The organism is Pseudonocardia sp. MH-G8, assembly GCF_002262885.1.
In the GTDB taxonomy this organism is placed as follows: domain Bacteria; phylum Actinomycetota; class Actinomycetes; order Mycobacteriales; family Pseudonocardiaceae; genus Pseudonocardia.
Map to the genome: position 1 here is coordinate 1 of NZ_NKYF01000057.1, position 14,007 is coordinate 14,007.

Annotated in this window: 12 protein-coding genes; 3 read left to right on the top strand and 9 right to left on the bottom strand. The window is 69.3% G+C overall.

Annotated features, from left to right (window positions below; all coding sequences use genetic code 11):
- Positions 1-278: orotidine 5'-phosphate decarboxylase / HUMPS family protein (locus CFP66_RS46630; RefSeq protein ID WP_198962116.1), on the bottom strand; the 278-nt coding region annotated here is incomplete at its 3' end.
- 154 nt (positions 279-432) lie between these two features.
- Here CFP66_RS46630 and rpe point away from each other — a divergent pair.
- Complete coding sequence (gene rpe / locus CFP66_RS46635; protein WP_094932021.1) at positions 433-1,125, top strand: ribulose-phosphate 3-epimerase; 693 nt, start codon at positions 433-435, stop codon at positions 1,123-1,125.
- Here rpe and CFP66_RS46640 read toward each other — a convergent pair whose 3' ends face one another.
- Complete coding sequence (locus tag CFP66_RS46640) at positions 1,126-2,577, bottom strand: DNA-binding protein (protein WP_094932022.1); 1,452 nt, start codon at positions 2,575-2,577, stop codon at positions 1,126-1,128.
- Positions 2,578-2,942: 365 nt separating this feature from the next.
- Between CFP66_RS46640 and CFP66_RS46645 the strand changes: the two genes are divergently transcribed.
- Positions 2,943-4,337: a DNA-binding protein gene (locus tag CFP66_RS46645; protein WP_094932023.1), complete on the top strand. Its 1,395-nt coding sequence runs from the start codon at positions 2,943-2,945 to the stop codon at positions 4,335-4,337.
- A gap of 324 nt (positions 4,338-4,661) precedes the next feature.
- Here CFP66_RS46645 and CFP66_RS46655 read toward each other — a convergent pair whose 3' ends face one another.
- The 3 genes from CFP66_RS46655 to katG form a co-directional block, all read right to left on the bottom strand.
- Positions 4,662-6,344, bottom strand: coding sequence for a PQQ-dependent dehydrogenase, methanol/ethanol family (locus tag CFP66_RS46655; RefSeq protein ID WP_094932024.1), 1,683 nt, complete (start codon positions 6,342-6,344; stop codon positions 4,662-4,664).
- 16 nt (positions 6,345-6,360) lie between these two features.
- Positions 6,361-6,816 (bottom strand): MSMEG_3727 family PQQ-associated protein, encoded by a 456-nt coding sequence (locus CFP66_RS46660; protein WP_094932025.1) that lies wholly within the window; start codon positions 6,814-6,816, stop codon positions 6,361-6,363.
- A 291-nt stretch (positions 6,817-7,107) separates the two neighbouring features.
- On the bottom strand, positions 7,108-9,309 hold the full coding sequence (gene katG, locus CFP66_RS46665) for a catalase/peroxidase HPI (RefSeq protein WP_094932026.1): 2,202 nt from the start codon (positions 9,307-9,309) through the stop codon (positions 7,108-7,110).
- Between the two features lie 378 nt (positions 9,310-9,687).
- Here katG and CFP66_RS46670 point away from each other — a divergent pair, with 378 nt between their 5' ends.
- Positions 9,688-10,173, top strand: a complete 486-nt coding sequence (locus tag CFP66_RS46670) for a ribose-5-phosphate isomerase (protein WP_094932027.1) — start codon at positions 9,688-9,690, stop codon at positions 10,171-10,173.
- Positions 10,174-10,210: 37 nt separating this feature from the next.
- On the opposite strand, the gene CFP66_RS46675 is transcribed toward CFP66_RS46670, so the two are convergent.
- The 4 genes from CFP66_RS46675 to CFP66_RS46690 form a co-directional block, all read right to left on the bottom strand.
- Positions 10,211-11,155: a fructose-bisphosphatase class II gene (locus tag CFP66_RS46675; RefSeq protein WP_094932032.1), complete on the bottom strand. Its 945-nt coding sequence runs from the start codon at positions 11,153-11,155 to the stop codon at positions 10,211-10,213.
- A 20-nt stretch (positions 11,156-11,175) separates the two neighbouring features.
- Positions 11,176-12,153, bottom strand: a complete 978-nt coding sequence (locus tag CFP66_RS46680) for a class I fructose-bisphosphate aldolase (protein ID WP_094932028.1) — start codon at positions 12,151-12,153, stop codon at positions 11,176-11,178.
- Between the two features lie 37 nt (positions 12,154-12,190).
- A complete protein-coding gene (locus tag CFP66_RS46685) occupies positions 12,191-13,225 on the bottom strand; it encodes a LysR family transcriptional regulator (RefSeq protein WP_094932029.1) in 1,035 nt (344 codons plus the stop codon).
- A 383-nt stretch (positions 13,226-13,608) separates the two neighbouring features.
- Positions 13,609-13,863 (bottom strand): hypothetical protein, encoded by a 255-nt coding sequence (locus CFP66_RS46690; protein ID WP_233160317.1) that lies wholly within the window; start codon positions 13,861-13,863, stop codon positions 13,609-13,611.
- Between the last annotated feature and the right edge of the window lie 144 nt (positions 13,864-14,007).

Consider the following 14,007-nt stretch of genomic DNA (forward strand, 5'->3'; position numbering starts at 1 on the left):
CGCACCGTGTCGTCGTCCACGGCACCCATCACCGTCACCAGATCCGCACCCGCCTCGAACGCCATCCCCGCCTCCAACTCACCAGCATCCGCAGTCTTCAGATCCGCGAACACCAACTTGTCCGGATGCGCCGCCTTCACCGCAGACACCGCCGCGATACCCGCCGACTTCACCAACGGCGTCCCCAACTCCAGGATGTCCACATGCTCGGCCACCTGATCCGCCAGGCTCAACGCCGACGGAAGATCCAACACATCCAACGCCACCTGCAACTGCACGACAATTCTCCTCAGGGCCAGAGTTCAGCGAAGTCCCGACAACCATCACCCGACCCCACGAATCCCGGCAACACTCCAGCACATGCGAAAGCCCAATCCCCCATCCGCACACCGAATAGCCCTGGCGCCGAGCCACCGGCTTAGCCTCGAAGCCGTGTCGAAGCAGCCCTTGATCGCGCCGTCCATCCTTTCCGCGAACTTCGCCCGGCTCGCTGACGAAGTGGCCGCGGTGCGCGGCGAGCCCGGCCACGGCGCCGACTGGCTGCACGTGGACGTCATGGACGCGCACTTCGTGCCGAACCTGACCCTGGGCCTGCCGGTCGTGCAGTCGCTGCTGGCCACCACGGACCTACCGCTGGACTGCCACCTCATGATCGAGAATCCGGATCGCTGGGCGATCGGCTACGCGGAAGCGGGTTCCTACAACGTCACGGTGCACGTCGAGGCCGCCGAGGACCCGGTCATGCTCGCGAAGAACCTGCGGGCCGCGGGCGCGAAGGCGGGGCTGGCGATCAAGCCGGGCACGCCGCTGGAGCCCTACGTCGACGTGCTCACGCACTACGACACCCTGCTCGTGATGTCCGTGGAGCCCGGATTCGGCGGCCAGACGTTCATCGCCGACGTCCTCGACAAGGTGCGCAGCGCGCGGACGCTGGTCGACACCGGCCACCTGAACCTGGTGGTGGAGATCGACGGCGGCATCAACGCCGACACGATCGAACAGGCCGCCGAAGCCGGCGTCGACTGCTTCGTCGCCGGCTCGGCCGTCTACGCGGCCACGGATCCGGCGCGGGCGGTGGAAGGGCTGCGCAGCCAGGTGGAGGCGCTCTACGAGCGGTCGACCTGATCAGATACCGAGCAAGCGCCGCAGTTCCGGGGCGTGGCGTCGGGAGACAGGCACCATCTCGTGCTCCCGGGTGTCCATGACCAGGCCGAGCTCCCCCTTGAGGCCCCGCTCGATCTCGGCCACCCGGCGCAGGTTGACCAGGTACCCCCGGTGCACCCGGCGGATCCCGTAGGGCGCCAGCGCCCGCTCGACGTTGTCCAGGCCGCGGGTCGCGGCTTGGATGCGGCCGCGCTCCGTGACCAGCCAGACGATGTTCCGGTCGGCCTCGGCGTAGCGGATCTCCGACGGCGCCAGCAGGACCAGCCGGTCGTTGCGCATCCCGATGACGCAGCGGGGCAGCGGACCCGTCGCCTGGTCGTCGCCCCGCTCGTAGGACTCGCCATCCTGCACCCCGAACTCGCACAGCATGCCCACCACGTGGTTCACGTCGACGACGGACCGCATCGTCAATGACACGTCCCCTTCGCCGAGAGACACCTGCAGCCGCGCGTAGCCGCTCCACTCCGCGAGTCCCTGCGCCCGGCCCTTGGCCCACCGCACCACGTCCGGCAGCCCGGGGATGTCCGGGATCCAGCGCTCCGCCGGTTCGGACGCCCCCGCGACGATCGGGGTCTCGCCGGCCAGCCCGAGCATCGCGACCGCCGCGTCGTTCGCGGCGATCACGTTCCCGCCGCGGTCCATCGCCATGAACGCACCGCGGGCCTGCGAGGATCTCCTGGTGAACTCGGCGATCACCTTGTCGGCCTCGTAGATGGCGCGTCGGTAGAGCTCCTGCTCCACGCACGAGACCGCCTTCGTGAGCCACGGCGGCACGAGCTTGGGCAGCGAGCCGTTCCACCGCGAGATGTTGATCGACGCCGCCGGCGCGCCGGTCACCACGTCACGGATCGCGATCCCCGCGCACGCCCACTGGTGGAACGCCTGGCACCAGTGCTCCGGCCCGGTCACCGTCACCGGGCCGGACACCTCGAGTGCGGTGCCCATCCCGTTCGTGCCGGTGCACTCCTCCGACCACGACGACCAGGGCGCGAGATTGTGCAGCTCGGCGCGCCGTTTCGCAGAGGGGTCACCCCAGGCACCGAGGACCCGCCCTTCCCCGTCCGTGACGGTGACGACGGCGCCGTCGCGTTCGACCTCCTTGCCCGCCAGCGCACCCACCCCACCGAGCGTGGTGAAGATCACGCCATTGCCGACCTGCTGGGCCTCCTCGCCCGGGACCCGCGGGGCGACGTCGAGCGTGCGGTCGACCTCGTACCGATCCCGGCACCGGTACCAGGAGGCCAGGATCTCGGGCCGCACGCCCGTCTCGATGTCCTCGCCCGCGGCGAAGTCCTCCCACGCGCGAGCGACTTCCTTGGCCGACGAGGTCGCCACCAGAGATCCGTCGAGCGCGCGGTCACGTCCGCTCGGCCTGCTCGGTGCGATCACCAGCGGCGGCACTCTCCCGGTCATAGCGACCTCCTCGTCACCAGTCGCACCGGGGATCCGGAGATCACCGAGCACGTACTGAATTGCGCAAAATTTCGATGCTAACAGCTGCTTCACCGCACGTCGGCCACATCTCCGCAGAACTGTCCGATCGGAGAGGTGGGCCGGAAAGCCGTGATGATCCAGTCGTGCATTGATTGTACGTGGCCGCGCGTCCCGGTGCAGTGTCTACCGCGGATGGCCCCACGACCGCCGCTGATGACCGATCCACCACCGTTCGTCAACCGGTGGCTCACGCTTCTTGCCCTCGATTCGAGGCGACGCTTAGCGTGAGAGCAAGGCCACATCACCGTGCCCCCGGCCCGACAGACCGAAAGGCGGATCTCCCCATGGCACCCGTACGTGGGCTCGACACGAGGTCTCCCGGCCGGGGCGACACGACGATGCACCGCGCGTGGGAGCGGTTCGCGGGGGGCGAGGACGACCTCAGCGGCGTACGACCCGAGATCGCGATCTCCTGGCACCGGTGTCGGGACCAGTACGGGGTCGACCCCCGCCTCGCCAAGGCCCCGGCGGCGGTCGCCGAGGTCGACCACGCGTTGGAGCACGACGTCGTGATCGCCGAGCTCGGGTTCCGCGCCGCCGCGATGGCGCACGAGGTCGGCACCGTCGGTGGCATCGTGACCATCGCCGACGCCACCGGCCGGGTCCTGGCCCAGTGGGGCGACGAGGGCACGCGCGCCGTCGCCGCCGAAGCCAACCTGGCGCAGTGGTTCTGCTGGGCCGAAGGCGCCGCCGGCACGAACGGCATGGGTACCGCGCTGATGTCCTACACCCCCGTGCTGATCCGCGGCGCCGAGCACTGGTGCCAGGCCTTCCACGACTGGACCTGCGCCGCTGTGGCGATCCGGGACGTGGTGACCAGGAAACCGGTCGCGGTGCTCAACATCTCCTGCTGGCGCGGCGAGCTCCCCGGGACCACGAACGCCTGGCTCAGCAATGCCGCTACGACGACCCAGCGCATCCTGCGCCAGCGCGCCAAGGACGACGGCACCGAGCTGATCGCCGCCTTCAACCACACCAGGTCGGGCTCGACCGCGCCGCTCGCGGCCGTGGATCCCGCAGGCCGGGTCGTGCTGGCCGACGACACCGCAGGCGTACTCCTCGGCGTCCCCGGCTCCACCCCGGCGCCCGACGCCGCGGTGCGGTGGAAAGCAGAGCTGCCCGAGTTCATCAAGGCCGCCAAGTACGCCGCCGAGCAGGCGGCGCGCAATCCCGACTGGGCCGGCTCGACGCAGATCCGCACCCGGCTGGCCAACGAACCGACGTCGATCAGCTTCCGGCCGGTGTTCCTCGCCGGGCACCTGGTCGGCAACATCGTGTCGTTCGGGGTGTCGGACGGCGACCCACTTCACGCCCGAGGAGAAGACCTACCGACTCGCCCACAGCCGCGTCGAATGGTCGCGCTCCGCGGGAGTCGCCTGGTCCTGCTCCGCCTCCCCGAAGTCTGCTTCGCGCAGTCGGAGGGCAACGACGTGTGGCTGTGCACCGACGAGGGGATGCTGCGGTCCGCCTCCCCCGGCCTCGACCGGCTCGACGCTGAGCTGGGTGACTCCGGCTTCCTGCGGGTGCACCGCCAGTACGTCGTGAACCTCAGCCGTGTCCGGGAGGTCGATCGCCGGGACAAGGGCGAGTTGGTCCTGGTCATGGACGACCGGGACCAGACGATGGTGCCGGTTTCCCGGCGGAACACCCAGACGGTGCGCCGGGCGCTGGAGATCTGACCTCTCAGCCTCGGTACCTGTGCACGTCGCAGACGCAGTACATGAGGCGACAGCTGAAGCATTCGGGCTTGTCGACGCAGGTGATGCACCGCCCGCAGTGCACCGGCTCGGTGTGGTGCGCGAGCTCGTCCGGCCCGTAGCGCTCGCCGCAGTACATGCACGGCAGACGCTCCTGCTCCCGAGGCGTCGAGGACTGGGTCATCACATCACCGTTCGTTCGTTCGTTTCCGTCGCCGAGGGCTGACACGCCGAAAACCGATGGTCGGGCCGTTCGCCGGAACGGCCCGACCATCGGTCGGCAGACGTCAGATCCCTGTCACAGTCTCACAGGGAGAAGACGATCAGAGCGGCACCGTGGCCCTGACCGGACATGCCGGGCACGATGCCCTCCAGCCAGCCACCCCAGCCGACCGGTACGGCGATGTGCTGCTTGCCGTCGATCATGAAGGTGCTCGGGCTGCTGTGGTGACCGCTGCCGCACTGGAAGCTCCAGAGCTTCTCACCCGTCTCGGCGTGGAGCGCAAGGAACTCGCCCTCCGGGGTGCCGGCGAACACCACGTTGCCCGCGGTGCTCAGCGTCGAGGCGGCCATCGGCATGTTGTTCATCCGATACCGCCACTTCTCCTCACCGTGGGAGTCGAACGCGCTGACCGACCCGGCCATGTTGTCGATGTCGACCTCGACGGCGGCACCCCAGTAGGGCATGCCCTCCTTGAACTCGCGACGCCGCCGGGTGGCGGTGGCACCCACATCGGCCACCGGCACGTAGAACAGGTCGTGGTCCGGGTTGTACGACGCGTGGGTCCATTCCTTCGCGCCGGCGGGTCCGGGGAAGAAGTGGCAGGGCTCGCCCTCCTTGTCCGGGTACTTGCGCGGGGTCACCTTGCCGTCGCGGGTGATGACACCCCAGTCGATCCGGTCGACGAACGGCGTGACGTGCTGCAGCTCGCCGTTGGTGCGGTCGAGAACGAACATGTACCCGTTCTTGTCGAAGTGAGCGAGCAGCTTCTTGCCGTCCCGCTCGAACAGGGTCATCTCCATCGTGGAGTCGTAGTCCCACAGGTCGTGCGGGGTGAACTGGTAGTGCCACTTGATCTCGCCCGTGTCCACGTCCAGGGCGACCACGCTGTCGGTGTAGAGGTTGTCCCCCTCGCGGACCTCGCCGTCGAAGTCGGGAGCCGGGTTCCCGGTGCCCGCGTAGTAGAGGTTCAGCTCCGGGTCGTAGGTGCCGGTGACCCAGTGGTTCGCACCGCCGCGCTGCCAGGCCTCGCCGTCGTCGGGCCAGGTCTCCGATCCGGGCTCACCCGGCTTCGGCACGGTGTAGGTGCGCCAGCGCTGCTCGCCGGTCTCCAGGTCCCAGGCGTCGATGTGGCCGCGCACGCCGTACTCACCACCCGCGGAGCCGGTGATGAGGAAGTCCTTGACGACCAGTGGAGCGATGGATGCGCTCTCGCCCGCCCGCACGTCGCCGATGGTCTTCTGCCAGACCTTCTGACCGTTGGTGGCGTCGAGCGCGACCAGCTGGGCGTTCTGGGTCACCATGTAGACCTTGCCGTTGGCCACGGCACAGCCGCGGTTCACGTTGGCGCAGCACAGCGTCACGTCGATCGGCACCGCGTGCTTGTAGCGCCACAGCTGCGCGCCGGTCTTCCCGTCCAGCGCCCAGAGCCAGCCGTCCCAGCCGGTGACGAACATGATGCCGTCGACGACCAGCGGGCTGGCCTCGAACGCGTAGGTCGAGGTGGAGGCGATCATCCCGGTCGCGCTGGCCTGGAAGATCCAGGCCACCTTCAGGTTCGCGACGTTCTCGGCGTTGATCTCGTTCAGCAGGCTGTGCCGCTTGCCGTCGTAGTCGCCGTAATACGTGATCCAGTTGTGCGACTCACTGCGCGCCGCGAGGATGCGGTCGTAGTCGACGCCGCGCGTCACGTCCGGCGCGCTGTGCGGCAGGTTGGACAGCTGGCTCTGGTTGATCGCCTTGCCGGCGTCAACGTACTCGATCGTCATGGTCGTTGCTGCCCTTCTACGGTCGCGGCTGGGCGGGTCGGTCGAGCTTGGCCTCCGGCGGCACCTCGCCGCTCACGACGATGGCGGCGGTCAGACCCCGGCCCTCGTCGTTGCCGGCGGGCGAGCCGTACCAGTAGCAGCCGGGACCGTCCAGCTCGAGCGTCGCGTAGCCCTTGGAGTGGTTCAGCAGGCCGATGAACTGCTTGTCACCGTTGCTGGGCAGCAGACAAGCATGGGTGTTCTTGTCGTCGTTGATGATCGTCAGCTCGAGGACGCCGCCGTGCGGCATGATCAGAACCCCTGGTTCCCACGCCATGGCGTCCTCCGGGATCCGGATGGTCGCTTCCATCGTCCCGTCGGCACGCTCGGTCGCCTTGGCGATCGAGCCCGTCCCGAGCACGGCACCGATCGTTGCTTTGTTCTGTCCGCCGAGTTCGGCCAGGAGATCTTCTCGTTCCTGGGTGGACGTCATCGGACTTCACCTCCTCGTCATTGAGAAATGAGCGCGTCGGCCGATTCCGCAGAATCGCCTGTCCGCGAAATCTTTTCGCCACGGCCGACCCTGGTGCGGCACGCTGGTCACACGCGGTTGAGCCGATGTTCACTTCGCCGCTGAACCCTGTACCGAGTACGTACTCTACCCCCTGATCAAGCCATTCCGACATCTCTCACCGCTAACCGGTCCGCATCTGCCGCTCGCCCGGTGGGAGCTACCGTTCGTACCTGCCGTCCGGGAATCGCTCGCACAATCAATGCCCGGGGGTCACGTCAGGTCGAACCGGTCGAGCTCCATGACCTTCACCCATGCCGCGACGAAGTCCTGAACGAACCTCTCGCCGCCGTCGGCGCACGCGTAGACCTCCGAGAGCGCCCGCAGCTCCGCGCTCGAGCCGAAGACGAGGTCGACACGGCTCGCGGTCCACCTCACCTCGCCGGTGTCCGCGGCGCGACCCTCGTAGATCGGCTCCGGGGTGTCGCCGTGCTCCCTCGGCGCCCACTGCGTCCCCATGTCCAGCAGGTTGACGAAGAAGTCGTTCGTCAGCACCCCCGGCGCCGAGGTCAGCACCCCCTCCGGGGAACCCCTGTGGGTCGCTCCGAGCACCCGCAACCCGCCGACCAGCACCGTCATCTCGGGCGCGCTCAGGGTCAGCAGGCTCGCCCGGTCCACCAGCAGGTGCTCCGACGACACCCGACCGCCGCCTCCCAGGTAGTTCCGGAAGCCGTCCGCCCTGGGGCGCAGCGCGCCGAACCACTCGACGTCGGTCCACTCCTGGGTCGCGTCGGTGCGCCCCGCACGGAACGGCACCTCGACCTCGTGGCCACCGGCCGCCGCGGCGTGCTCCACCGCGGCACACCCTCCGAGGACGATCAGGTCGGCCATCGAGATCCGCTTGCCCCCCGTCCGGGAGGAGTTGAACCGCTCCTGGACCGCCTCCAGTGCGGGCAGGACGACATCCAGCTGGTCGGGCTCGTTGACCTCCCAGCCGCGCTGCGGCTCGAGCCGGATCCGTGCCCCGTTCGCCCCTCCGCGCTTGTCGCTGTCGCGGTACGTCGATGCCGACGCCCACGCCGTGGCCACGAGCTGCGCCACCGTCAGGCCGGAACCGAGGATCTCGGCCTTCAGGGCGGCGATGTCGCCGGCGTCCACCAGGTCGTGGTCCACCTCCGGCACCGGGTCCTGCCAGATCAGCCGCTCGGCAGGCACGAGTGCCCCCAGATACCGCTGGATCGGGCCCATGTCGAGGTGCGTCAGCTTGAACCAGGCCCGCGCGAACGCGTCCTCGAACTGCTCCGGATGCTCCATGAAGCGCTGTGAGATCGTCTTGAAGGTCCGGTCCTCCGCAAGCGCGAGGTCCGTGGTGAGCATGACCGGATGGTGCGACGTGGCCGGGTCGTAGGGGTCCGGGACGGTGCCCTCACCCCCGCCGTCGGCGGGAATCCATTGCCACAGACCCGCCGGGCTGAGCTCGACGTCCCACTTGTACCCGAGGAGCGTCTCGAAGAACGTGTGGTCCCACTCGACCGGCGTGCGCGTCCACATGCCTTCCAGGCCGCTGGTGACCGTGTCCGCCCCCATGCCGCTGCAGTGCCCGCCGAGCCAGCCCAGGCCCTGCGCCTGCAGCGGCGCGGCCGCCGGCTCGGGGCAGGTGGTCGTGTTCGGATCCACCGGGCCGTGTGACTTGCCGAAGGTGTGCCCGCCCGCGATGAGCGCCACCGTCTCCTCGTCGTTCAGCCCCATCCGGGCGAACGTCTGGCGGATGTCGCGGCCTGCGAGCACCGGGTCGGGGTTGGAGGCAGGGCCCTGCGGATCGACGTAGACCAGTCCCATCGCCGTGGCCGCCAGTGGCTCGTCGAGCTCGCGCAGGCCGTGGTAGCGCTCCTCGGCCATCCACTCGCGTTCCGGTCCCCAGTACGTGTCGTCGGACTCCCACACCTCGGCTCGACCGCCGCCGAACCCGAAGGTCGTGAAACCCATCGATTCCAGTGCCCGGTTGCCTGCGAAGACCATCAGGTCCGTCCAGGAGATCCGGCTCCCGTACTTCTGCTTCACCGGCCACAACAACCGGCGCGGCTTGTCCAGGTTGCGGTTGTCCGGCCAGCTGTTCACCGGGGCGAAGCGCAGCATCCCGGCACTCGCCCCGCCTCGCCCGTCACTGACGCGGTAGGTGCCTGCGGCGTGCCACGCCATGCGCAGTACGAGCGGTCCGTAGTGTCCGAAATCAGCGGGCCACCAGTCCTGCGGGGTCGTCAGCACCTCGTCGACGTCGCGGGCCAGCTCGTCGAGATCCACCGACCTGAATCGATCGGCGTAGCCCGCATCCGCGGGCCGGCGGCTGCGGAGTCGTCCCAGGTCGACGAGGTCCGGCCACCAGCCGCGGTTGCCACCGCTCGCTGCCTCGCTCCGGGTGCCGTCAAGGACCTTGTCGTAAGTGCGGTAGACGTGCGTGTCGGGATGCTGGGGCATCGTTGTCCTCCCCCCGTCGGCCGCCCGTTGTCGGTGCACGGCCGGCAACGGGCATGACCACCATCGCGGCCTGAGAGCCGGCGTCTACTCCGGAGTTTCCCAGTTCATTTCTGCCTCCTCGCAGTCATGATCCGCGCACACTCGAAGACTATTTCTCGATATTCCGCGGCCATGCAGAAGTGTAATCGACGTCACGGGCCGTCGCAACAGACCGCGAACCAGCGGCCTGCGAGCGGTGCCGAACGGCGCTCCTGAGCCCACGAGCGGAGCGGGCTCGGTCCCACCCCCGGCACCGGCACAACGACCCATGAGGAGACCTGTCATGGCCATAATGACTAGCAATGTGCACCGACCAAAACCCGCGCATAGACTGCTGATGTGCGAATCTATCTCGGCTCCGACCACGCAGGACTCGAACTCAAGAACCATTTCGTCGAACGGCTCGCCGAACGCGGCCACGACGTGACCGATGTCGGCCCCCATGCCTACGACGCGGACGACGACTACCCACCGTTCTGCGTCGAAACGGCGCGGCTCGTCGTCGACGACGACGGCAGCCTCGGTCTCGTCATCGGAGGTTCCGGGAACGGTGAACAGATCGCCGCGAACAAGGTGCCCGGCGCCCGCGCCGCACTGACGTGGAACGTCGAGACCGCCCGGCTGGCCCGCCGCCACAACAACGCGTTGCTGGCCGCGATCGGCGCCCGGATGCACCCGGTCGAGGAGGCCGAGCGCATCGTGGACGCCTTCCTCACCACGGAGTTCGAGGGCGGCCGCCACCAGCGCCGGATCGACCTGCTGGTGGAGTACGAGCGCACCGGCGAACCGCCCGCGCTGCCGGGAGAACGGGATGGCTCGAGGTGACCACCGGCCCACCGACCCGGTGGCCGGCCGCAAATGATCACCGCTGACGCTGCTCGGATCCGATCGTCCACGCCGTGTCCGGTGCCGAGCACAGCACCATGGACTCCGTGGTGGTGCGCCCCGTGGGGTACCGGACACCGCGCAGCAGCTCGCCGGTGGTCACGCCGGTGGCGATGAACAGAACGCGCCCGTCCCGTACCAGGTCGCGGGTGCGCAGTACCTCGTCGGAGCCGTCGCAACGCAGTCGGACCTGCAGCGACCCACCCATGCAGGACAGGGCGGCCGCCGCGACGACCGCCTCGGCCGCTCCCGCGGTTCCCCACGCCACGTCGACCGCGCTCTCCGGATGGGCCGCGGCGACCGCTCCCATGACGTCGCCGCCCGCCAGCACCTGGAGCCGGGCACCGGCGCCGCAGATCTCGTCCGCGAGCTCCCGGTCCCGCAACCCGTCGGTCACCGCGACCACCAGCTCCGACACCCGCACACCCTTGGCCGCGGCGACAGCGCGGAGGTTCTCCGCGACCGGTCGGGTGATGTCGACGGCATCGGCGTACTCGGAGCCGATGGCCAACCTCTCCACCACCTGCGACGACGGCGGTGCGAACAGCGCACCGTGCTCGGCCACCGCGATCGCGGCAACCGAGCTCGGCACGTCCTCGTCCGCTGACAGGGCGCCGTCGCCCACGCTGACGGCGACGTCGCACACCGGCCCGTCGCCGAACCCGACGGCGTCGCCCGCGCACAGGACGGGCGAGTCGCTCCGCCCACCCCTACCGATCACCACGACGCCGCGCAGGGGCGCAGACATGAGGTGTTCGTACATCGCGACGGTGGCGGCGGCCTCGCCGCTGCCCCGCTCACCGCGGCCGACCCACCGGCCTGCCGCGATCGCGGCGGCTTCGGTCACCCGCACGAGTTCCAGCGCGAGAGCCTGATCAGGTCCCCGGGAGACGTTCGTGGCGAACCGCTCCCCGGTGCTCATCACCGGCACAGCTCGGGCACTCAGCGTGCGGCGGCGTTCGCGACGGCGCGCTCGGAAAGGGCCTTCTGGCCGGCGGCCCAGTTGTTCTCGTCACCCCGCCAGGCCTCCAGTGCCGGCCCGACCATGGCCCGGCCGAACGAGTACGTGAGCTCCCAGGGCAGCGGGTCGAGACCCTGCATCGCCCCGAGGTGCTGCGTCGCCACCTCCGGGTGCTGCCCACCGGAGAGGAAGGCGATTCCCGGCACCGACGGAGGAACGGTCGCGCGCAGCGTCTCCACCGTGGCCTGGGCCACCTCCGCCACTGTGGGCCGCTCCCCGCTGTCGGTCCCGGCAACCACCATGTTCGGCTTGAGGACGATCCCGTCGAGCTGCACCTGCATCAGGTCGAGCTCCTGGAACAGCGCCTCCAGCACGGCGGTCGTCACCTGCCGGCAGCGCGCCAGCGAGTGAGCGCCGTCCATCAGCACCTCGGGCTCCACGATGGGCACGATGCCGCCCTCCTGGCACAGGCCGGCGTAGCGGGCCAGTGCGTGCAGGTTCGCGTGCACCGCGCGGTCCGACGGCATGTCGTCACCGATCGTGATCACTGCGCGCCACTTCGCGAAGGTCGCGCCGAGCCGCGCATATTCCGTGACCCGTTCCCGCAGCCCGTCGAGACCCTCGGTGATCTTCTCGTCCGGTGCTCCCGCCAGCGGCTTCGCCCCGGTGTCGACCTTGATCCCGGCGAGGATCCCGATCTCCTCCAGGTACTCCGGGAACGTGCGGCCGTTCGACAGGCGCTGGTGCAACGTCTCGTCCGCGAGGATGATGCCGCTGATCGACTCGGCGAGCTGCGGAGTGGTGACGATCAACTCCCGATACACCCGGCGGTTCTCGGCGGTCGGCTCGACGCCGACCTTCTCCAGCCTGGCCGACATCGTCGCGATGCTTTCATCAGCGGCGAGAATGCCGCGCCGGTCGGAGACCATGGTCTTTGCGATCTTGTTCAGGGCTGACACTTCGTTGATCCTCCTGTTTTCACAACGGGTTCAGCGATTAGGCGATCGCTTCGTGGACGTCGATCGCCAAGGTCTTCCGCGGCCGCGTCCGGGTCCGCGAGCCGGCCTCTCTCGACTTCTGAGCCGCCCTGATGGGGGACACCGGCGAGCCCTTCGAGGCGGCGATCTCGAGGAGTTCCTGCGCGTACTCCGGAAGAGCCCGGCGCCCGCTCCACGCCGCGAAAATGGGCTTGGTGGGCATCTCCTGGTCAACGGCCACCCGGTGCAGACGCCCTTCTGCCAGCTCGGCCCGCACGGTGGAGACGTTCAGCACCGTCACCCGGCGGCTGGTCGCCACCGCCTGCTTCATCGCGGCGTTGGACGGGAGCTCGACGTAGCTCGGGGAGGCGTCCGCGGCCCCCAGCAGCTCGTCGGTGAACTCCCGGAGCCCGGAGCCGCGCTCGCGCAGGACCAGCGGCGCGGCCGCCAGCTCCGGGAGCGTCACGGGTGCGCTTCGCGCTGCCCACGGATGCCTCGAGCCGACCACGACCGCCAGCTCGTCCTCACAGATCTTCCGGGTCACCAGGTCGTCGCGATGCTGCCGCCCGTGGCCGCCCGCCTGACACCAGCCGTCGATGAAAGCGAGATCGACATGGTTCGCCGCGATCAGCCGGCACAGCGCGTCGACGCTGCCGGTCTGCACCTCGACCCGCGCTTCACCGAACGCGAACCCGGAACGGTTCAGCCACTCGGGGATCAGATGCTCGGAGACCGCCGGGCTGCCCGCGATCCGAAGCCTCTTCGCCTCCGAGGGCCGGGCCCGGCAGCCGAACTCCAGCAGCTCCTGCGCCGCCTGCATCACATTGCGGGCGTACCTCGCCAGCATCTCGCCGTCCGCGGTGAGCTTCGACCCGGCGGGAGAGCGATCCAGCAGTCGAAGACCGAGCCGACGTTCCATCGCGCTGATCCGGATACTGGCAGCGGGCTGAGAAAGGCTGTGCGCCTGAGCCGCCTTTCCCACGCTGCCGCAGCTCTCGACCGACAGCAGCAAATCGAGGTCGGCGAGCTGAGGCATCTTGGACGGAAGCACCATTGTCTTCACCTTTCGCTCTGACCAGCGACTCGGGTCCCCACCGAGGTTGCGGACCGCGAGTTGGGGGGTCAAGCCTCCGAAGACGAACGCACGTCACGCGAGCACGAACGGCGTGCCCCGGGCCATCTCCGGGCCGGCTCCCGAATCAGGCGGCGGTGTCGGGCCTCACGTTCCCTTCCGTACGACCACGGGCGCCGTTCGTCGGCGCTGAGTCGCTGTTCGTTCCCAGCACAGCCCGGTCCGCGATCGCTGATGCACACTCCTCCGCCGACGCACAACGCCGAACCGGGTGGGCGGCGATGAGCGCGCCCACCCGGTGGCGGTTCAGGACGACCCCGGTCGGCCCGGGCCTGGAGGTCCCTCTCCGGTGGACCTGCAGGCACTCACGGGGTCCGGGGCCACAGCCTCGAATGCTCGGGATGGTCGTTGTCGAGCAGGCGATGCGCCAGCGCGATCGCCTCGTTCGGGTCGATCTGGTCGAGGGCCGGGTCCCCGTTGGCGAGTCTCTCGAAGACGTCCGCCAGTTCGGTCGCCTGGGCCGGGGACAGCCCGTCATGGCCGCAGTCCACGTAGCGCAACCGGACCACGGTGGCGGCCTGCAGCATGAAGGCGCCGTAGGTGTCAGGTGCGGCCGTCACCCGCTGGGATCGCTCGTCTTCCACGCCGGCCGCCATCTCAGCGGGTGGCGCGCTTCTTGAGCTCGGCCGCAGCGGCGCCCGGGTCAGAAGCGTTGTAGATGGCTCCACCGGCCACCGCCACCACCGCACCGGCCTCACGCACCG